Raw genomic sequence first — 17,602 nt, 5'->3', positions numbered from 1 at the left:
GGCGTGGACGAACAGGCGCCGAGCGTACTCAAGGAAACGCCGAGCTGGCTGCTGACGCAGAGTGCGATGCACGCGCACCGGATCATCAGCGAGGCGTTCGCGGCCGGCGGCGCCCGGGGGTACCACTTCCGGCTGCTCGCGACGCTGGCCGAGTTCGGGCCGGCCAGTCAGGCGTCGCTCGGCCGGCGGACCGGGATCGACCGCAGCGACGTGGTGGCGGCGATCAACGAGCTCGCCGCGGCCGGGTTCGTGGACCGGTCACCCGATCCGGAGGACGGGCGACGCAACATCATCACGCTGACCACGGCGGGTAAGCGGCAGCAGAAGCGGCTCGCCGAGCTGGTCCGGAAGGCGCAGGACGAGCTGTTCGCGCCGCTGTCGGCTGCGGAGCGCGACCAGCTGAGCAGGCTGCTCGGCAAGGTGCTCAGTCACCACGACGGCGGCTGACCGGGGTCAGAAGCCGGCGGGCGCCCAGGCGGTACCGCGGCGGTTCCGGCGGACGCGGCGCTCACGGGCGTGCACGCGGCGCTTGGCGGCACGGGAGATGCGACGGTCGAGGCCGGCGAGCGGGTGGTCTGCCGGGAGCGCCTGCTGCGCCTGCTGCGGCTGCGACTGCTGCTGGGCGTACTGGGGGTGCTGCTGGGGGTGCTGCTGCTGGGGGAACTGCTGCGGGGCGTACTGCTGGTGAGGGGCGTACTGCTGGTGCATCGGACGGTTCTCCCGGCGTAGGCGACATCCGGTGTGATGGGCGGGGGCGTGCCGTGGTTCCCTTGGTGAGGCTTGTGTGACGCCGTTCACTTCCGCCCCCGTTCGGCGCAGATCGGGGGCGACTCGGCGACACACCAGTTCCGCCGCTGGTCCGGCGTTGGTAGAAAGGGTCCCGGGCACCCGGTCTTCGCGCAGTTCCGGCCAGGGGCGCCGACCAGCTATCGACGAGGAGTCCGCGACGTGACCAGTTCCGAGTCACCCCAGTCCGAAGCGCTGTCGAACCTGATGCACGAGGAGCGCCGGTTCGAGCCGCCGGCCGATCTCGCCGCGCACGCCAACGTCAAGGCCGACGCCTATGACCAGGCCGACGCGGACCTGGAAGGGTTCTGGGCCGAGCAGGCGAAGCGGCTGAGCTGGGCCGTCGAGCCCACCCAGACCCTGGACTGGAGCAACCCGCCGTTCGCCAAGTGGTACGCCGACGGCAAGCTCAACGCGGCGTACAACTGTGTCGACCGGCACGTCGAGAACGGCCTCGGCGACCGCGTCGCGTACTACTTCGAAGGTGAGCCCGGGGACACCCGCGAGATCACCTACACCCAGCTCAAGGACGAGGTCAGCCAGGCCGCGAACGCGCTGCTCGAGCTCGGCGTCCAGGCCGGCGACCGGGTCGCGATCTACATGCCGATGATCCCCGAGACGGTCGTCGCGATGCTCGCCTGCGCCCGGGTCGGCGCCCCGCACACGGTCGTGTTCGGCGGCTTCTCCGCGGACGCGCTGAAGGGCCGGATCCAGGACTGCGACGCGCGCGTGGTGATCACCTCCGACGGCGGCTACCGGCGCGGCGCCCCGTCCGCGCTGAAGCCGGCCGTCGACGCCGCGCTGGAGGACTGCCCCGACGTCCGGAACGTGCTCGTCGTCCGCCGGACCGGCCAGGACACCGCGATGACCGAGGGCCGGGACCTGTGGTGGGACGAGTTCGTCGCCAAGCAGTCCACCGAGCACACCCCCGAGGCGTTCGACGCCGAGCACCCGCTGTACGTCATGTACACCTCCGGGACGACCGGCAAGCCCAAGGGCATCCTGCACACCACCGCCGGCTATCTGGTGGGCACGGCGTACACCCAGTGGGCCGTGTTCGACCTCAAGGCCGAGACCGACGTGTACTGGACGGCCGCCGACATCGGTTGGGTCACCGGGCACAGCTACATCGTGTACGGCGCTCTGGCGAACGCGACCACGTCCGTGCTCTACGAGGGCACCCCGGACACGCCGCACCAGGGCCGCTGGTGGGAGATCGTGCAGAAGTACAAGGTGTCGATCCTGTACTGCGCGCCGACCGCGATCCGTACCTTCATGAAGTGGGGCGCGGACATCCCGGCCAAGTTCGACCTGTCCACCCTGCGGGTGATCGGGTCCGTCGGCGAGCCGATCAACCCGGAGGCGTACGTCTGGTACCGGGAGAACATCGGCGGCAACAAGGCACCGGTCGTCGACACCTGGTGGCAGACCGAGACCGGGATGCACATGATCTCCCCGCTGCCCGGTGTCACCGCCGGCAAGCCGGGTGCCGCGATGAAGGCGCTGCCGGGCGTGAACGTGGACGTCGTCGACGACGCCGGCCAGTCGGTCCCGAACGGCTCCGGCGGCTACCTGGTCCTCACCAAGCCGTGGCCGTCGATGCTGCGCACCCTGTGGGGCGACGACCAGCGCTTCGTGGACACGTACTGGTCCCGCTTCGAGGGCATGTACTTCGCGGGCGACGGGGCCAAGAAGGACGAGGACGGCGACCTGTGGCTGCTCGGCCGGGTGGACGACGTGATGAACGTGTCCGGCCACCGGCTGTCCACCACCGAGATCGAGTCAGCGCTGGTCTCGCACCCGAAGGTCGCCGAGGCCGCCGTGGTGGGCGCCTCCGACCCGACCACGGGCCAGGCCATCGCCGCGTTCGTCATCCTCCGCTCCGAAGCCGGTGACGGCGGACCCGACGTGGTCAAGGAACTCCGCGACCACGTCGCCAAGGAGATCGGCCCGATCGCCAAGCCGCGGCAGATCATGGTCGTGTCCGAACTCCCCAAGACCCGGTCCGGCAAGATCATGCGCCGCCTCCTCCGCGACGTGGCCGAGAACCGCGAGGTCGGCGACGTCACCACCCTCGCCGATTCGACCGTCATGGACCTGATCAAGTCCAACCTCGACGCCGGCAAGGGCAACGACGAGGACTGATCTCTCTCTGTTCCTTCGGGTGCCCCTGGTCTGCGGACCGGGGGCACCCGTCGTTTGCCAGGCCTTTGATGGACTGGCGCCGGAAGCTGGCAATCCAGGGCGAACCGCCCCCCACGACCTCCGGGGCCTGGAACCCTAGAGGTTCTAGCCTTGGGCGGGTGACGCCGATCATCGCGATCCTCCATGCCGGGCTGGCTGCTGCGTGGGTTGGTGGGATGGCCTACTCGCTGTTCGTTGTCCAGCCGAAGTTAAAGAAGTTCTTCGGGCCGGACGAGGATTCGCGGGAGATGCTGACCGCGACCATTGCTTCTGGCAACCGTTGGCGGGTGGTCGGGCTGATCGCTGTGATCGCGGTCAGTGGACTACTTCTGCTGCTGTTGGACTCTCAGGACTGGTGGATCCACGCTGTCAAGGCAGTCCTTTTGCTCGCTGCCACGGGGATCTTCTGGTACGTCTCGTGGCGGCACTGGCCGCGTCGGGTCTTTGCCCTCCCCGAGGAGCGCCCGGCGCTGCAGAACAAGCTGCGGCTGCTGGCCACCACCATGCTCGTCCTGACCAGCGCATCCTTTGCCCTCGGCGTGCTGGCAGCCCAGCTCTGAGCCATCGCTTGGCTGTGTGGTCGCGCGACCTCGGCGGCCTAAGGATCTACCACCGCTCGGCCGCTCGCGTCACTCGCGTTGTGGTTTGGTGCGGTGGGTGCCGGTGTGGTCGACGTGGAAGGTGAAGCCGTGGGGGCTGGTCCAGGTCAGGGTGCCGTCGGTGGTGCGGTTGACGTTCCAGTGGCCGTGGGTTTTGACCCGGTGGCTGTAGCGCCGTAGCGGGATGAGTTTGGTGGTGCCGGTCTGCCCGGGTGGTCCGTGGGGGTCGTAGGGCTGGATGTGGTCGAGGTCGGTGGCGAGTGTGGTCTCTGCGGTGCCGTAGGGGAACTGTTCGATGGGGTGGATGAGTTTGAGTTGTTCGCGTAGTCGGCGGGGGATTTCGTAGGCGTCGACGCTGATGGTGTCGTTGAGGTCGATTACCGGCCGGATCGAGTAGGGGCGGTGGCCGATCAGTTCGGTCAGCTGGGCGGCGAGAAGCGGTCCCGCACCTTCGACGCGGGCGACGCCGTGGCCGGTGGCGAGGGTGTGGTCGGTGAGGTGGACGTAGATGGTGGTGCGGCTGGTGCGGGAGCCGGTGATGCCGTCGAGTTGGGCCAGGTCGGCGTTGACCATCTGACGGGTCGGCGCCTCGACACCCGTGACTATCTGACCGGCGCCGGAGGTGGCATCGGGGGCGTGGTCGGCGTCGGTGCTGGGCGTGACGTCCCACGGTTCGACGCGCTCACCTTGACTGCACGCGACCTCACTAGTCGTGGCGTCGGCCGGCGGCGCCACCGCAGTCGCTGAAGGCTGGGCTGCTTCGGTCGGTGTCGGGGTGGGCAAGGTGCCCGTGCGGCCGGCGGTGAGGATGGCTTGGGCGTGGGCCGGGTCGGCCAGGATGCCCAGTGCCCGCGCCCGCCGCAGCCGCACAGGATCCGGATCACCCAGCGTCTTCAACGCCTCCGCCAACGCATCAATCGTGGCGTCGAACCGCAGCACGTCACCGGTCGCGGCCAGGATCCACACCGACTTGGTGCCGTGATCATCGGCCCGCCCCACATACACACCACGCTCACGCGCCTTCCGCTCGGCAGCAGACCGGGCAGCATCCTGATCAGCGCGATAACGAGCAGCGGTGACAATCTTGCCCAGCCGGACCGGGGTAACGGTGTCGACGAGTCCGGCGACCTGCTCGTCGACGATCGCCGCCGCCTCCTCGGACAGGTCCAAGCACGCGGTCGCGACCTTGCACGCCTTCCACGGCGTCGCCTCACCGTTCAACACCGTCGCCCAGATCCGCGGCAACCGATGCCGCAACGCCAACGCCTGCCCGATGTAGGCCGCAGCACCGACGTCCCGACCATCGCCCCGAACTCCGCCGGCGCGAACTCCGCAATCGCCGGACACCCCACACCCCCATAAACCACACCCCGCTCCCGCCCCGGCCGCCGTCCCTCCCCACCCCGAGCAGGCAACCCATCAGCACAGTGCAAATCAGCAAACACCTGCGCATGCACCAACAACCGAGCCTCAAGCCGATCAATCTCAGCACGATGCGCCGCAGCCGAGGCCAACACCCCAGCCGCATCCAGCTCCACAACATCGTCATCGAACATATGATCGACTATAGATCAACCAACCGACTTCAACGCAAATCGACTGTCCACAGGATCTCCTTGTGGATAAGGGATCTGAGCATCAGGGGCATTGCGGTAGGTTCCAGGACATGAGTATCGAAGAGAGCTGGAGAGCCCTAGCCAAGGACTACGAGAACGCACGAGCCAAACCCGACTCCCTGGACCGGCTGGTCGAATGGGATGCCCAGCAAAAGCTGATCGGGCCGATCGAAGGAAGGGACATTCTCGACGTCGGATGCGGCAACGGTGGCAAGGCGATCGAGTTGGCGCTCGGCGGTGCGCGGTCCGTGATCGGGATCGACGTCGCCGGCGAGTTCCTGACACCACCCGAGGGCACCGACGTGACGTTGGCGCAAGGCGACCTGTCCGAGCTCGGCGACCTACGAGTTGCTAAAGGCAAGCAGTTCGACATCGCCATGTTCCTGCAGTCGCTCAGCTACGCGACCGACCAGGTAGCGACCCTCAGAGCAACGCGGTCGTTGCTGAGGCCGGACGGCGTACTAGTCGTCGCTCGCGCCCACCCACTGCGATTCGCCGTCGAGCGGGCCGAGCGAGACGGCGTCGAGATCGGAGCGGCGTACCACGCGGGTGGATCGTTCTCCTACCGGTCGAAGTGGAACGACGAGATCGAGCTGACGCACTCGACCGAGACGTTCGGCGCGATGGTGAACAACCTCGCCGCGGCCGGATTCTGGGTCGAGGAGATCGCCGAACCACAGCTGACCGATGAGCAGCAGCGCAGGTACCCCACGAAACAAGAGTGGATGGCGCGGTATGCCGGGATCGTCGTCTTCCGAGCCCGCCCACGCTCTGATCATTGATCACGCATGGCCGGGACAAAGACGTCAGGGGGTCCGATACGCGATGGTCATCTCGTAGCGGTCGGAGCGGTAGATGCTGCGACCGAACTCGATCACGTCGTTGGAGGCCGTCCGAGGAGCCGACGTGATGATGAGGCAGGGCGTGGTCGGGTCGATGGCCAGCAGAGCCGCGTCTTCGGGGGTGTCCGGGGGCGCCGCGATGATGGACGCGGAGACCAGGCCGAGGGTGACGCCCCAACGGACCGCGAGCTCGTCGTAGAGGGACTGCTCGGCGAAGTCCAGCTCCTCCAGGCCGGGGTAGCGGCGCAGGGACAGAGCGGTGCGCTCGATCGCGGTCGGCTCGCCGTCGGCGGTGCGCAGTCGGCTCAGGTGCAGGACGGGTGTACCGACCGGCTCCTCCAACTCGGCGGCAAGGGCCTCGTCGGCGGTCGCGACGCGGTGTTCGAGGACCTTGGCGCCCGGAGTGATGCCGCGGGCGCGCATGTCCTGGCTGAACGAGGAGGTCAGCATCTGGTTCGGGCGGGGCTCCGCGACGAAGGTGCCGCCACCGGGCCGGCGGGCGGCGAGGCCCTCGGCGACGACGCGGTCGACCTCCTGGCGGACTGTCATCCGGGCGACGCCGAAGCGCTCGGCGAGGACGCGCTCGGACGGCAGGACGGTGCCGGCCGCGAGGCTGCGGGTGAGCCGCTCGAGGATCTCGCGGATCTGGTCACCCTTCGGCCGGTCGGGCCGCAGCTCGGTCGGGAGCTCCGCGAGATCACCGGGGTTGTTCCTTGGGCGCGCCATGCTGGTCAGTATCCCTGGGGATGGGCCCGGCAAACCGGTTGCCGGGAGTGCGGACAATCACTCTTCGTGGCAAAGCACCGTGCAGCCGGAAGTGCTGTCGGCTCCCCAGGACGGCAGGTCAATCATTTCAAGACTGGGTAGTTTTGACGACATGACCCGCGCACAGTTCGCGAAGGAAAGCGCTTCCACGGGCGAGTGGAAGCGACAGGGCAACCGATTCACCGGCCGGATCAGTCCAGAGTCCGCCTCCGTATCCGGAGCGGGACCGGACGAGGACGGACTGTGGCCGGTCGAGCCAGGCCGGTACCGGTTGGTGGTGAGCCTCGCTTGCCCGTGGGCGCACCGGTCCGTGATCGTCCGGAAGCTGCTCGGTCTCGAGGACGCGATCAGCCTCGCGATCGTCGACCCGATCCGGGACGAGCAGGGCTGGCGGTTCACCCTCGACCCCGGTGGCCAGGATCCCGTCCTCGGCATCAGCTACCTCTCCGAGGCGTACCTCGGCACCGATCCCGAGTACGCCGGGCGCGTGACCGTCCCCGCGATCGTCGACACGGTGACCGGCCTGGTGGTGACCAACGACTACCCGCAGATCACCCTCGACCTCTCCACCGAGTGGAAGGCGTTCCACAAGCCCGATGCACCGCAGCTGATCCCGGCCGAGCGGGCCGAGATGGACGCGCTCATCGCCGACATCTACACGGACGTGAACAACGGCGTGTACCGCTGCGGCTTCGCGACCAGCCAGGAGGCGTACGAGCAGGCGTACGACGCGTTGTTCGCCCGCCTCGACGAGCTCGAACAGCGGCTGGCCGACCGCGAGTACCTGCTCGGCGACACCCTCTCCGAGGTCGACATCCGGCTGTTCACGACCCTGGTCCGCTTCGACGCCGTCTACCACGGCCACTTCAAGTGCAACCGCGTGAAGCTGACCGAGCTACCGAATCTCTGGGCGTACGCGCGCCGCCTGTACCAGCTCCCCGGCTTCGGCGAGACGGTCGACTTCGACCAGATCAAGCGGCACTACTACCTCACCCACGACCAGATCAATCCAACCGGGATCGTCCCGAAGGGCCCGGATCCCCGGGTCTGGGAGAGCTGAGCGCCACCCGGACCAACGGCAGCCGCGTACCGATCTCAGCCGGCAGCGGGTCGTTCGTGGTCAGCTCGGGAATGTCCAACGCCCGCCCGAGTGCCCGAGCGGCCCGCGCATGCCGATCCCGGTACCGCGCCAACCGCGGCCCCACGTCCTCGGCCCGCAGCGGCACCGCGGTCGCCGGTACGCCCCGCAGTCGGCCCGACCACACTCGCACGGCCGGCTCCGCGACCACGTTGCGGTACCACTGGGAGGCGGCGCCGTAGCCGGAGACCAGGAGCAATGCGTCCGGCTCCCGATCGACCACCTCGAGCACGACGTACCGAGGCTGTCCGCTGACCCGGCCACGATGCTCCAACATCATCACCCGGCGGCCGAGCAGGAAGCCGAAACCGTAACGGAACAAGGGAATCGGAGCACGAGCCAGTACGCGCGGTATACGTCGAGTCATCCTGGCCAGGCTAGCGACCAAGTGAGTCAACAGCAGCCGTGGCCCCTGCCCGCAGGGTTTCGCGGGGAGTTCCTGCGCGGGAGCGGAGGTTGATCGCGTAGGCCAGCAGGGTCAGCATCTCCGCGCTCCCGGCCAGGCCCGTCCCCGGCCGCAACTGATTCTTGCCTTCAGCAACTTCCAGGGCCGCCAAGAAGGCCGCGTGCAAAGAGTCGTGGTGCTGGTCGATCACCGCCTGCGCCGCTTCGGACGGTCCGTCCGCGTGCGCGTTCGTGACGAAACAACCCCAGCGCGCGAAGTCGCCGCCGCAGCGCAAGCGGATCAGGCGGTCGAAGAACGCGGTCACCGCCGGCAGTCCTCGTTGATCGGCGCCGAGCCGGGCGAACATCGGCCGCGACCGCTCGTCCAGGTACCGCTGGAGCGCCGTCAGGTACAGCCCATCCTTACCGCCAAAGGCGTTGTACAGGCTCGAGCGGCTCAGCCCGGTCGCGGTCACGATGTCCTGGATCCCGGTCGAGGCCGCACCCTTTCGCCAGAACAGCAGCTCGACCGCGGTCAACGCCTCCGCACTGTCGAAGTGTTTGACATCCGGCACGCGCACTCCCTTATCTTGGAACGACTAGTCCAAGATAGAGGAGTCCACGCCATGGCCGCAATCAAGGTACTGGTCCTCGACGTCAACGAGACCCTGTCCGACCTGGAGCCACTCCGTGCCCGGTTCACCGCGGCCGGTCTGGCCGAGGAGAGCCTGGACACCTGGTTCGCGGCCACACTGCGGGACGGGTTCGCCCTCACCGCGGCCGATTCGTACGCCGGGTTCCGGACGATCGGCGGGGACGTCCTCAAGGCCCAGCTCGCCGCGGCCGGCCTGGAGCCGAGCGAGGACGTCGTCACCGGCATCCTGAGTGGCTTCACCGAGCTGAGCACGTACCCGGACGTGGCTCCCGGTCTTCGCAGGCTGCGCGAACTCGGGATTCGCCTGGTCACGCTCACGAACGGGGCCGCGCGGATGTCGGAGCGGATGTTCACCGAGGCGGGGGTCCTCGACCTTCTCGAGTATCGCCTCGACGTGGAGACCACTGGCAAGTGGAAGCCGCACCACGCCGCCTACGAGTACGCCGCGAACGTCTGCGGCGTATCCCCCGAGCAAATGGCCCTCGTCGCCGTGCATCCGTGGGACGTCGACGGCGCGCGACGAGCAGGCCTGCGGGGGTGGTACCTCGATCGTCGCGGAACCCCTTATCCAGAAGCGTTCCTGGCCCCGGATCTCATCGCGTCCGACCTGGTCGAGCTGGCCACCGTGATCGAGGAGGACGCCACCCGTTAGAATGCTGCGAGAGCTTCGGCTTGGTGTGCCGGGAAGTCTGGTCGGCGATGTATCCGACGACCCCGAGCGGGAGGGCACCGCATGACCCCCGTCAACCGACTGCTGCAGAAACGCCGCGCCTTTCCCCGCATCCTCGGCCGTGAACGCGCGTTCCTCGCCGACACGCTGCGGGCCGAGACGACCGGCGGGCTGTTGCTGCTCGGCGCCGCCGCGATCGCGTTGATCTGGGCGAACTCCCCGTGGCAGGACGCGTACCACCATCTCCGCGACGCGCAGCTCGGCCCCTTGTCGGTCGAGGGGTGGGCCTCCGACGGCGCGCTCACGCTGTTCTTCTTCCTGGCCGGCGTCGAGCTCAAGCGGGAACTCGTGGTCGGGACGTTGTCGAAGGTCAGCGAGGCGATCGTCCCGGTGGTCGCGGCGATCTCCGGCATGGTGGTGCCCGCGCTGATCTACCTCGTGATCAACCTGACCGCGGCCGATGGCCGGACCCACGGCTGGGCGGTGCCGACGGCAACGGACATCGCGTTCGCCCTGGCGGTACTCGCGATCGTCGGGTCCTCGCTGCCGAGCGCGTTGCGGGCGTTCCTGCTGACGCTCGCCGTGGTCGACGACTTCGGCGCGATCCTGGTCATCGCCGTCTTCTTCTCGCACGGCTTTCACCTGCTGCCGCTGCTCGCGTCGTTGCTGCTCGTCGGGGTGTACTTCGTGCTCCAGCGGTTCCGCTTCCGGACACCCTTCTTGTACGTCCCGGTCGCGGTCGCCGCGTGGTGGTTCATGCACGAGTCGGGGATCCACGCGACCATCGCAGGCGTCGCCCTCGGCCTGGCGACCCGCGTCCTGACCGACGACGGCGAGAAGCGCTCACCGGCCGAGCGGATCGAGCACCGGCTGCGGCCGTGGTCCGCGGGGGTCGCGGTGCCGTTGTTCGCGCTGTTCGCGGCCGGGGTCACGCTGAGCGGCGGCGCGGTCCGGGAGATGCTGACCGACCCGGTGGCGATCGGGGTCGCGGCCGGCCTGGTGGTCGGCAAGTTCGTCGGCGTCTTCGGCGGATCCTGGCTGACCGCGCGGTACACCCGGGCCGAGCTGAACTCCGACCTGGCCTGGCGTGACGTCGCCGCCGTGTCGGTCCTGGCGGGCATCGGCTTCACGGTCGCGTTGCTGATCGCGCAACTGGCCTTCGAGGGGGACACCGCGCAGGTCGAGCGGGCGAAGGCGGCCGTACTCATCGCGTCGTTGCTGTCCGCGTTGCTGGCGTCCGCGCTGCTGTTCCGGCGCAACCGCGCGTACGCGGACTAGATCGGGGAACTCGACGGTAGGGTCGGGGACACGGGACGGAAGGAGCGCCATGTCGATGGGGCAGAACCAGGACGAGCCCACCATCGGGCAACTGGTCGCCGATGCGAGCCGGGACCTGTCCACGCTGGTCCGTAGCGAGGTCGAGCTGGCCAAGACCGAGCTGAAGAAGACCGCGGTCGCGGCCGGGACGGGTGCCGGGATGTTCGGCGGCGCCGCCTTCCTCGGCCTGCTCGCGATCATCCTGCTGTCCATCGCGGCGGCATACGGGCTGACCGCGCTCGGTCTGCACCCCGGCTGGGCGTTCCTCATCGTCGCCGGCTTCTACCTTCTCGTCGCCGCGGTCCTGGTCCTGATCGGCCGGTCCCAGCTGGGCAAGGCGAAGGGACCGCAGCGCGCGATCGAGACCTCGAAGGAGTCGGTCGAGGCGCTCAAGGCGATCGGCAAGGGCGACTGAGCCCCGCCGGCGTCTCCGACCTGCTCGTCGACGGGCCCTGGTCGCATGCGCTGGTCGCGGCGAACGGGGCCCGGTTCCATGTGGCCGAGTGCGGGTCGGTGGACGATCCGCTGGTGCTCTTCCTGCACGGCTTCCCCGAGTTCTGGTGGGCCTGGCGGCATCAGCTGCCGGTGATCGCCGAGGCCGGGTACCGCGCGGTCGCGATGGACCTGCGCGGGTACGGGGCCAGCGACAAGACGCCGCGAGGGTACGACCCGTTCACGGTGGCGGCCGATGTGTCCGGGGTGATCAGGTCGCTCGGTGCGACCAATGCGGTTGTCGTCGGGCACGGGTGGGGCGGGTTCGTCGGCTGGTCGGCGGCCGTGCTCGCGCCCCGGCAGGTCCGCGCGCTGGCCGCGGTGTCGGCTCCACATCCGCTGTTGCTGATGCGCTCCGGGCGACCGCGATCGGTGGCGCAGGTGGGCTGGTTCCAGCTGCCGATCCTGCCGGAGCGCCGTCTCCTCGCGCACGACGGCATCCACATCGAGCGGTTGCTCCGATCCTGGTCCGCGCCCGGCGGTCAGTTCCCGGATGCCGAGGCCTCCCGTCGGTACCGCGCGGCTCTGCAGGTCTGGCCGGCACCGCACTGCGCGCTGGAGTACCACCGGTGGTTCGTCCGGTCCCGGCTGCGCTCGGACGGCCGCCGGTTCTCGGCCCGCATGCGCGAGCCGGTCACGGTTCCCGTCCTCCAACTGAACGGCGGCAAGGACAGCGCGCTCGCCCCGGAGAGCGCCGTGCTCCCACCAAAGCTGGTCACCGGCCCCCTCCGTCACGAGGTGCTGACCAGCGCCGGGCACTTCCCGCACGAGGAGTCACCGGCAGAGTTCAGCCGGGTACTGCTGGACTGGTTGCGCTCGCTGCCGTCCTGACCGGCAGCTGACGGCCGTACTCAGGTGCAGGTGCGGGTGGAGACTTCCTGGGTCGAGCGGGCGCCGGCGGCGGCGTTCTCCGCGACCTGCTCGGCGGTGAGGACGTAGCCGGTGCGGTTGTCCTCCACGGAGGCGGCGAAGACGACGCCGTACACCGTGCCGCGCGGGGAGATCAGCGGGCCGCCGGAGTTGCCCGGGCGGACCGAGGCCCAGATCGAGAAGGCGTGCCGGGTGACCGTGCGATCGCCGTAGATGTCCGGGCCGCGGAGGCGTTCCTCGGACCGGATCCGGGCCGGCTCGGAGTCGAATGGGCCGTTCTCCGGGTACCCGAGGACGACGGCGGCCGCGTCGGCCTTGCCGGCCGGGTCGAACTTCAGCGGTTGCACGTTGAGCTTCGGGACGTACAGCACGGCCACGTCCACGCCCGGGTCGAACAGCACCACCTTCGCGTCGTACGCGCGGCCGTTGACCTCGACCTTGGGCGAGCTGACCCCGGCGACGACGTGCGCATTGGTCATCACCCGCTGCGGGGCGTAGACGAACCCGGATCCCTCCAGGCCGCGGGAGCAGTTCGCCACGCCGGTGACCTTCGCGATCCGGCTGTACACCGCGCGGACGTCCGGGGTCCGGGCGATCCCGGCGTCCGGTGGCTGGGTCTCGCGGATCCGCTCCGGCACGAACGGGTCGAGGAAGCGCGGGAAGAGGTCGGTGTTGACCACGTCGTTGAACGCCTGCAACGCGCGATCGGCCTCGCCGGGGAGGACCTCGTCCACCTTCGCGAGGACCTGCGAACCGCGGACCGCCGACGTGACGCTCGGGATCCGCGCGCCGCTGACCGCGACGCCGAGCACCCAGGAGACGATCAGCACCGAGACGGCAGCGAGCACGGCACCACCGAGGGCGTCGACTGCCTTGACCGGTTTCCAGGAGATCTTGTTCCTCAGCCGGGAGCCGAGCACCGCGCCGATGGTCCGGCCGATCGAGGCCAGCAGCACCACCAGGACCAGGGCCGCGAACGACACCTCGACGCTGGGTGAGAAGTTGTCCAGGATCCGCGGCACTCCCCAGACGCCGAGCGCGGCCCCGCCGAGCAGCCCGAGCGTCGCGCAGGCGCCCAGCACGAAGCCCTCGACGTACCCGGAGATCGCCACCAGCCCGGTCACGACCAGCAGCGCGATATCGAGTCCGCTCACTCCACACCCTCTCCACGGCCGAGATCGTGCTCGATGGCGGTCATCCGCCGCACGTCCTCGGCCCGCCTACCCTCACTCCGCCAGGCCGCTTCGACCAGGCGGTCGGGCAACGGTACGACGTGGGCCGGGTCCCAGTCGCGCGCCCAGCCGCCGAGGATCAGCATTTTGTCCAGCAGCCCGGCGGTGAAACCCCAGATGAAGAGGTCCCCGATCCGGAACGCGGGACCGGTGAACCCGGACGGGTGCAGGCAGCTCACCCGGTTCGCCGGATCGGCCAGCGCACCGATCGCGACCCGGTGCACCGAGGCCACCTCGGCCGGGTCGACGACCGCGACCGGCGACGGCGTCCGCCACCAGCCGACCACCGGATTCACCCCGAAGTTGCTGACCGGCACCCACAACGCCGGCCAGACCGTGAACACGTCCACGCCGGCCGGGTCCAGCCCGGTCTCCTCCTCGCCCTCGCGCAACGCGGTCCGGATCAGGCCGAGGACACCGGGCCCGTCCTCGGGGTCGGACCGGCCACCGGGGAACGCCATCTGGCCCGCGTGCGAACGCAACGTCCACGCCCGCTCGGTCAGGAGGACGTCCGGGCCGTCCTCCTCGTTGCCATCGGCAAGCAAGATGAGAACGGCGGACTGCCGGACGGCCGGGTCGTCGGGTGGGAGAAAGCGGGACAACTCCTGTGGATCAACGGCTTTCGAGGCCTTCGCCAGGGTGTGCAGCCAGGCCGGGAGCTCGATGTCGAAGCTGACGCTGGTCCTCACCAGGACACCCCCAGTTTCTCCCTGACCAGGTCGTCCAGCTGCTGCTGCGAGGTGAACACGCTGCGGTGGACGTAGACCACGGCGCCCTTCGCGTCGACGAACGCGGTCAGCGGTGGCCCGCCGATCCGCAGCGGCCGCTGGAGTTGCTTCTCCGAGTCGACGAGGTGCGGGTACTCCAGGCCCTCCTCGGCCGCGAACTTCACCGCGAGCTCCCGGCGCGGATCCAAGTAGTCCACGCCGAACAACTGGACCTTGCCGGCGGCCTTCTTCCGCAACTCGGCCAGGTACGGCGCTTCCTCGCGACATGGGCCGCACCACTGGGCCCAGACGTTGATCAGCAGTGGACCGCGCAGATCGGCGAGCCGGACGTCCGGGCCGTCGCCGAGACACGGCAGGCTGATGTCCGGCAACCCGTTGCTCACCGGGGGTTTCGACTCCGTCACCGGACACGGCACCAGCTTGGCCGCGGTCCCCGTGGCCTCCGGTGTACTGCCTGCCTTGTCCTCTCCGCAGCCCACCGCGAGCAGCAGCAGCGCAGCGGCGACGACCGCGAGCGGAGTACGGGACCGGAACCTCACGCCGGGACCTTGACCAGCTTCCGCGCCAGCTCCGGGTCGGTCGGGCCGGTGCCGTAGGACGGGCACCACTGGGCGATCGGGCAGGCCCCGCAGGCCGGCTTCTTGGCGTGGCAGCGGCGCCGGCCGTGGAAGATCAGCCGGTGCGACAACATGGTCCAGTCCTTCTTCGGGAACAGCGCCCCGATCAGGTGCTCGACCTTGACCGGGTCCTCCTCCTCGGTCCAGCCGAACCGGCGGACCAGCCGGCCGAAGTGGGTGTCGACGGTGATGCCGGGGACCCCGAAGGCGTTGCCGAGCACCACGTTCGCGGTCTTGCGGCCGGTGCCGGGGAGCTTGACCAGCTCCTCCAGCTTGCCGGGGACCACGCCGTCGTAGTCGTCCACCAGGGCCTGGCCGAGCTTCATCAGGCTGTTCGTCTTGGCCCGGAAGAACCCGGTCGGCTTGAGGATCGCCTCCAGCTCGTCCCGGTCGGCCTCGGCGTACGCCTGGGCGGTCGGGTACTTCGCGAACAGGGTCGGGGTGACTTTGTTGACCGTGACGTCGGTGGTCTGCGCGGACAGGATGGTCGCGACCAGCAGCTCCAGCGGGGTGCCGAAGTCCAGCTCGCAGTGAGCGTCCGGGTACGTCTCGGTGAGCACCTTGTGCATCTTCCGGGCCCGGCGGACCAGCTGGGTCGGGGTCTCGTCGGCGTACACCGGCGCCTTCCGCGGCAGTTTCACGACCGGGTCGAGAACGGGGCTCGGGACCGGGTGCGGGTTCGGGTCCGCGACACGCTGGGTGGGCATGGAGGCCAGCCTACGTGGCGGTGCCGACACCCGAGGGGCTACGGTTTTGGGGCGACCGAGTGTGACCCACCCGGTGCCGGACGGGTTCGTAAGCCCGGCCGAACGACGTGCTCGAGGTCCGAGGAGGCCCAAACGTGGACGCCGCAGTGCTCCGACAGGCACCGCTCTTCACTCAGCTCGACGACGAGGCGGCCGACGCGCTGGCCGCGTCGATGACCGAGAACCGGCTGCGTCGCGGCCAGGTGCTGTTCCACGAGGGCGACTCCGGGGACCGGCTGTTCGTGGTGATCGAGGGCAAGGTCAAGCTCGGCCGGACCTCGGCCGACGGCCGGGAGAACCTGATCGCCGTGCTCGGCCCGGGCCAGATGTTCGGTGAGCTGTCCCTGTTCGACCCGGGCCCGCGCTCGGCCACCGTCACCGCGGTCACCGACGCGTCGATGATGTCGCTGACCCACGACGAGCTGCTCCGCTGGCTGGCCGGCCGGCCGGAAGTTGCCCGCGGCCTCCTCCTCCAGCTGGCCTCCCGGCTGCGCAAGGTCTCCGACGTCGTGGCCGACCTGGTCTTCTCCGACGTACCCGGCCGCGTCGCCAAGGCCCTGCTCGACCTGGCCAGCCGCTTCGGCCGGACCGCCGACGACGGTGTCCACGTCCACCACGACCTCACCCAGGAGGAGCTGGCCCAGCTGGTCGGCGCCTCCCGCGAAACCGTGAACAAGGCGCTCGCCGACTTCGCCTCCCGCGGCTGGGTCCGGCTCGAACCGCGGTCCGTCGTCCTGCTGGACGTCGAACGCCTACAGCGGCGGGCCCGCTAGCCCCACACACCCCTCAACGGACATCCCGCCTCCCCGCCCAGGACCCGTCCGCTGACGGCCTGCGCGCGTGCTGGGTTAACCCATCGGATTGCGGGTTGGCCCACGAGAATCTGGTGGGCCAACCCGATACTGGCCGGGTAAACCCACCAAGTTCCAGTAGTTCGAGTCGGGCAGGTGGGACGGCGGGGACGGCGGGCGTGGTCGGGGATTGGTCAGGCGGATCGGCGGGCGCGGGTGAAGGCTTGCCGGATGCGGATGGCGACTTGTTCCGGTCGGCCGAGCTCGGGCCAGGTGACACGGACGACCTCCAGTCCCAGCCCGCGCAACCGGTCCTCTCGGTTCTTCTCACGGACCAGGACGTCGGCCGACCCGTCGGCGTACTTCAGCAGGCCGTCGAATTCGACCACCGTGTGATCGCCGGGGAAGAAGAAGTCGACACGCCCGATCAACCCGGCCGCGTCCCTGATCGGCATCTGGAGCAGCGGTGCGGGCAGGCCTTCGTTGTGCATCAGGACCCGGAGCCGTGACTCGCCGACGGATTCTGCCTGCGGATCGCGGAAGGCCAGGGCCGCGCGGGCCGTCGTACTGCCGGGCCAGAACTCGAACATCCGGGCCAGACGATCGAACTCGTCCTCGTCTGGCGACCGAAGTCTGCACAAGGCGTCGGCCAGGACAACGGCGACCTCGAAGGACGTAGTACAGGCGGTCTCCACCAACGCCCGAGCGACGGTGACTGAGCGGAGCCCGCGAATCTCGGTGAGATCTGCCGGCGTCAGGGTGCCGCGGTGATGCCGTACTTGAGCAAGCCGTCCGCTGCGCAGATCCTCCAGCCGGGTCAGGTGGGCCTCCTCGAGCTCCAGACCCCAGGTCGGAGCACCGTGGATCACGGCTGCCGACTGGTGGCTGACGGCAACGCTGCCCGGTCGCATCGAGTTCACCGCCGCGTGGACCAGCCGCTCGTGGCGAACACGCTCCCGCTCCCACCTCGGAAGGTGGCTCAGGTCGAGCGACTCGGCGTACTGGCCGTACCGGATCCGCTCCCAGCGTCCGTCGGCAAGGCGGGCCTGCATGGCCTGGACCGTGTACCCGCACGCGAGCGCCTGCCGACGGCTGAACACGCCGCCCTGCCCCGCTGCCACGCGGCTCAACTTCCGATTCACCAGCCAAGCATCCGCATTCCGACGCCAC

The 17,602-nt window shown here is 69.3% G+C and carries 20 protein-coding genes; 10 read left to right on the top strand and 10 right to left on the bottom strand.

All coding sequences use genetic code 11. From position 1 onward, the window contains the following. Window positions 1-3: 3 nt before the first annotated feature. Complete coding sequence (locus tag FB561_RS10625) at window positions 4-447, top strand: MarR family winged helix-turn-helix transcriptional regulator (RefSeq protein WP_202880586.1); 444 nt, start codon at window positions 4-6, stop codon at window positions 445-447. Between the two features lie 6 nt (window positions 448-453). Here FB561_RS10625 and FB561_RS10620 read toward each other — a convergent pair whose 3' ends face one another. Beyond that, window positions 454-708 (bottom strand): hypothetical protein, encoded by a 255-nt coding sequence (locus tag FB561_RS10620; RefSeq protein ID WP_145805551.1) that lies wholly within the window; start codon window positions 706-708, stop codon window positions 454-456. 285 nt (window positions 709-993) lie between these two features. Here FB561_RS10620 and acs point away from each other — a divergent pair, with 285 nt between their 5' ends. Both acs and FB561_RS10610 read left to right on the top strand, forming a co-directional pair. Further along, entirely contained in the window at window positions 994-2,931 is a 1,938-nt protein-coding gene (gene acs / locus FB561_RS10615) for an acetate--CoA ligase (protein WP_145812935.1), read from the top strand. Between the two features lie 158 nt (window positions 2,932-3,089). Continuing rightward, window positions 3,090-3,530 (top strand): hypothetical protein, encoded by a 441-nt coding sequence (locus FB561_RS10610; RefSeq protein WP_145805549.1) that lies wholly within the window; start codon window positions 3,090-3,092, stop codon window positions 3,528-3,530. Between the two features lie 69 nt (window positions 3,531-3,599). Here the strand turns inward: FB561_RS10610 and FB561_RS10605 are convergent, their stop codons facing one another. Continuing rightward, window positions 3,600-4,793 (bottom strand): hypothetical protein, encoded by a 1,194-nt coding sequence (locus tag FB561_RS10605; protein ID WP_145805547.1) that lies wholly within the window; start codon window positions 4,791-4,793, stop codon window positions 3,600-3,602. 442 nt (window positions 4,794-5,235) lie between these two features. Here FB561_RS10605 and FB561_RS10600 point away from each other — a divergent pair, with 442 nt between their 5' ends. Further along, window positions 5,236-5,967, top strand: a complete 732-nt coding sequence (locus tag FB561_RS10600) for a class I SAM-dependent methyltransferase (protein WP_145805545.1) — start codon at window positions 5,236-5,238, stop codon at window positions 5,965-5,967. A gap of 24 nt (window positions 5,968-5,991) precedes the next feature. Here FB561_RS10600 and FB561_RS10595 read toward each other — a convergent pair whose 3' ends face one another. After that, window positions 5,992-6,753: a GntR family transcriptional regulator gene (locus tag FB561_RS10595; RefSeq protein ID WP_145805542.1), complete on the bottom strand. Its 762-nt coding sequence runs from the start codon at window positions 6,751-6,753 to the stop codon at window positions 5,992-5,994. 151 nt (window positions 6,754-6,904) lie between these two features. On the opposite strand from FB561_RS10595, the gene FB561_RS10590 reads away from it, so the two are divergent. After that, window positions 6,905-7,852: a glutathione S-transferase family protein gene (locus tag FB561_RS10590; protein ID WP_145805540.1), complete on the top strand. Its 948-nt coding sequence runs from the start codon at window positions 6,905-6,907 to the stop codon at window positions 7,850-7,852. Here FB561_RS10590 and FB561_RS10585 read toward each other — a convergent pair. Further along, entirely contained in the window at window positions 7,797-8,297 is a 501-nt protein-coding gene (locus FB561_RS10585; RefSeq protein ID WP_145805537.1) for a nitroreductase family deazaflavin-dependent oxidoreductase, read from the bottom strand. The two genes, FB561_RS10590 and FB561_RS10585, sit on opposite strands and share 56 nt — an antisense overlap. A 10-nt stretch (window positions 8,298-8,307) precedes the next feature. Continuing rightward, window positions 8,308-8,889, bottom strand: coding sequence for a TetR/AcrR family transcriptional regulator (locus FB561_RS10580; RefSeq protein ID WP_145805535.1), 582 nt, complete (start codon window positions 8,887-8,889; stop codon window positions 8,308-8,310). A gap of 51 nt (window positions 8,890-8,940) precedes the next feature. Here FB561_RS10580 and FB561_RS10575 point away from each other — a divergent pair, with 51 nt between their 5' ends. The 4 genes from FB561_RS10575 to FB561_RS10560 all read left to right on the top strand — a co-directional run bounded on the left by FB561_RS10575 (window position 8,941) and on the right by FB561_RS10560 (window position 12,279). After that, complete coding sequence (locus tag FB561_RS10575; protein WP_145805533.1) at window positions 8,941-9,621, top strand: haloacid dehalogenase type II; 681 nt, start codon at window positions 8,941-8,943, stop codon at window positions 9,619-9,621. 81 nt (window positions 9,622-9,702) lie between these two features. Then, window positions 9,703-10,917: a Na+/H+ antiporter NhaA gene (gene nhaA / locus FB561_RS10570; protein ID WP_145805531.1), complete on the top strand. Its 1,215-nt coding sequence runs from the start codon at window positions 9,703-9,705 to the stop codon at window positions 10,915-10,917. A gap of 55 nt (window positions 10,918-10,972) precedes the next feature. Continuing rightward, window positions 10,973-11,371 carry a phage holin family protein gene (locus tag FB561_RS10565; protein ID WP_337692298.1) on the top strand — a complete coding sequence of 133 codons (399 nt, stop codon included), beginning with the start codon at window positions 10,973-10,975 and terminating at the stop codon, window positions 11,369-11,371. A gap of 98 nt (window positions 11,372-11,469) precedes the next feature. Next, window positions 11,470-12,279 carry an alpha/beta fold hydrolase gene (locus tag FB561_RS10560; protein ID WP_238334754.1) on the top strand — a complete coding sequence of 270 codons (810 nt, stop codon included), beginning with the start codon at window positions 11,470-11,472 and terminating at the stop codon, window positions 12,277-12,279. A 20-nt stretch (window positions 12,280-12,299) separates the two neighbouring features. On the opposite strand, the gene FB561_RS10555 is transcribed toward FB561_RS10560, so the two are convergent. From FB561_RS10555 to nth, 4 genes are read right to left on the bottom strand one after another with little or no spacing between them, the layout of a single operon-like run. Further along, the gene (locus FB561_RS10555; protein ID WP_145805524.1) at window positions 12,300-13,472 is read right to left on the bottom strand and encodes a MarP family serine protease; all 1,173 of its coding nucleotides are present in this window, start codon (window positions 13,470-13,472) and stop codon (window positions 12,300-12,302) included. Beyond that, window positions 13,469-14,239 (bottom strand): NUDIX hydrolase, encoded by a 771-nt coding sequence (locus FB561_RS10550; RefSeq protein ID WP_145805522.1) that lies wholly within the window; start codon window positions 14,237-14,239, stop codon window positions 13,469-13,471. Before FB561_RS10550 ends, FB561_RS10555 begins: the two co-directional genes overlap by 4 nt. Then, window positions 14,236-14,817, bottom strand: a complete 582-nt coding sequence (locus FB561_RS10545; RefSeq protein WP_238334753.1) for a TlpA family protein disulfide reductase — start codon at window positions 14,815-14,817, stop codon at window positions 14,236-14,238. Before FB561_RS10545 ends, FB561_RS10550 begins: the two co-directional genes overlap by 4 nt. Beyond that, a complete protein-coding gene (gene nth, locus FB561_RS10540) occupies window positions 14,814-15,602 on the bottom strand; it encodes an endonuclease III (RefSeq protein ID WP_145805520.1) in 789 nt (262 codons plus the stop codon). Before nth ends, FB561_RS10545 begins: the two co-directional genes overlap by 4 nt. Before the next feature lie 134 nt (window positions 15,603-15,736). Between nth and FB561_RS10535 the strand changes: the two genes are divergently transcribed. Further along, on the top strand, window positions 15,737-16,414 hold the full coding sequence (locus tag FB561_RS10535) for a Crp/Fnr family transcriptional regulator (RefSeq protein WP_145805518.1): 678 nt from the start codon (window positions 15,737-15,739) through the stop codon (window positions 16,412-16,414). A 212-nt stretch (window positions 16,415-16,626) separates the two neighbouring features. Here FB561_RS10535 and FB561_RS10530 read toward each other — a convergent pair whose 3' ends face one another. Next, window positions 16,627-17,574 (bottom strand): type IV toxin-antitoxin system AbiEi family antitoxin domain-containing protein, encoded by a 948-nt coding sequence (locus FB561_RS10530; RefSeq protein ID WP_145805516.1) that lies wholly within the window; start codon window positions 17,572-17,574, stop codon window positions 16,627-16,629. Between the last annotated feature and the right edge of the window lie 28 nt (window positions 17,575-17,602).

The sequence above is a fragment of the Kribbella amoyensis genome, assembly GCF_007828865.1.
In the GTDB taxonomy this organism is placed as follows: Bacteria; Actinomycetota; Actinomycetes; order Propionibacteriales; family Kribbellaceae; genus Kribbella; species Kribbella amoyensis.
Note: the sequence above shows the minus strand (reverse complement) of the source record. Positions and strands in the feature narration are given on the sequence as shown.

What these genes read in the sequence shown, in the direction of transcription:
- nhaA (WP_145805531.1), top strand. Translation starts at nt 9,703, where the DNA reads ATGACCCCCGTCAACCGACTGCTGCAGAAACGCCGCGCCTTTCCCCGC.
- nth (WP_145805520.1), bottom strand. Translation starts at nt 15,602, where the DNA reads ATGCCCACCCAGCGTGTCGCGGACCCGAACCCGCACCCGGTCCCGAGC.
- FB561_RS10590 (WP_145805540.1), top strand. Translation starts at nt 6,905, where the DNA reads ATGACCCGCGCACAGTTCGCGAAGGAAAGCGCTTCCACGGGCGAGTGG.
- FB561_RS10575 (WP_145805533.1), top strand. Translation starts at nt 8,941, where the DNA reads ATGGCCGCAATCAAGGTACTGGTCCTCGACGTCAACGAGACCCTGTCC.
- FB561_RS10585 (WP_145805537.1), bottom strand. Translation starts at nt 8,297, where the DNA reads ATGACTCGACGTATACCGCGCGTACTGGCTCGTGCTCCGATTCCCTTG.
- FB561_RS10595 (WP_145805542.1), bottom strand. Translation starts at nt 6,753, where the DNA reads ATGGCGCGCCCAAGGAACAACCCCGGTGATCTCGCGGAGCTCCCGACC.
- FB561_RS10620 (WP_145805551.1), bottom strand. Translation starts at nt 708, where the DNA reads ATGCACCAGCAGTACGCCCCTCACCAGCAGTACGCCCCGCAGCAGTTC.
- acs (WP_145812935.1), top strand. Translation starts at nt 994, where the DNA reads ATGCACGAGGAGCGCCGGTTCGAGCCGCCGGCCGATCTCGCCGCGCAC.
- FB561_RS10565 (WP_337692298.1), top strand. Translation starts at nt 10,973, where the DNA reads ATGGGGCAGAACCAGGACGAGCCCACCATCGGGCAACTGGTCGCCGAT.
- FB561_RS10600 (WP_145805545.1), top strand. Translation starts at nt 5,236, where the DNA reads ATGAGTATCGAAGAGAGCTGGAGAGCCCTAGCCAAGGACTACGAGAAC.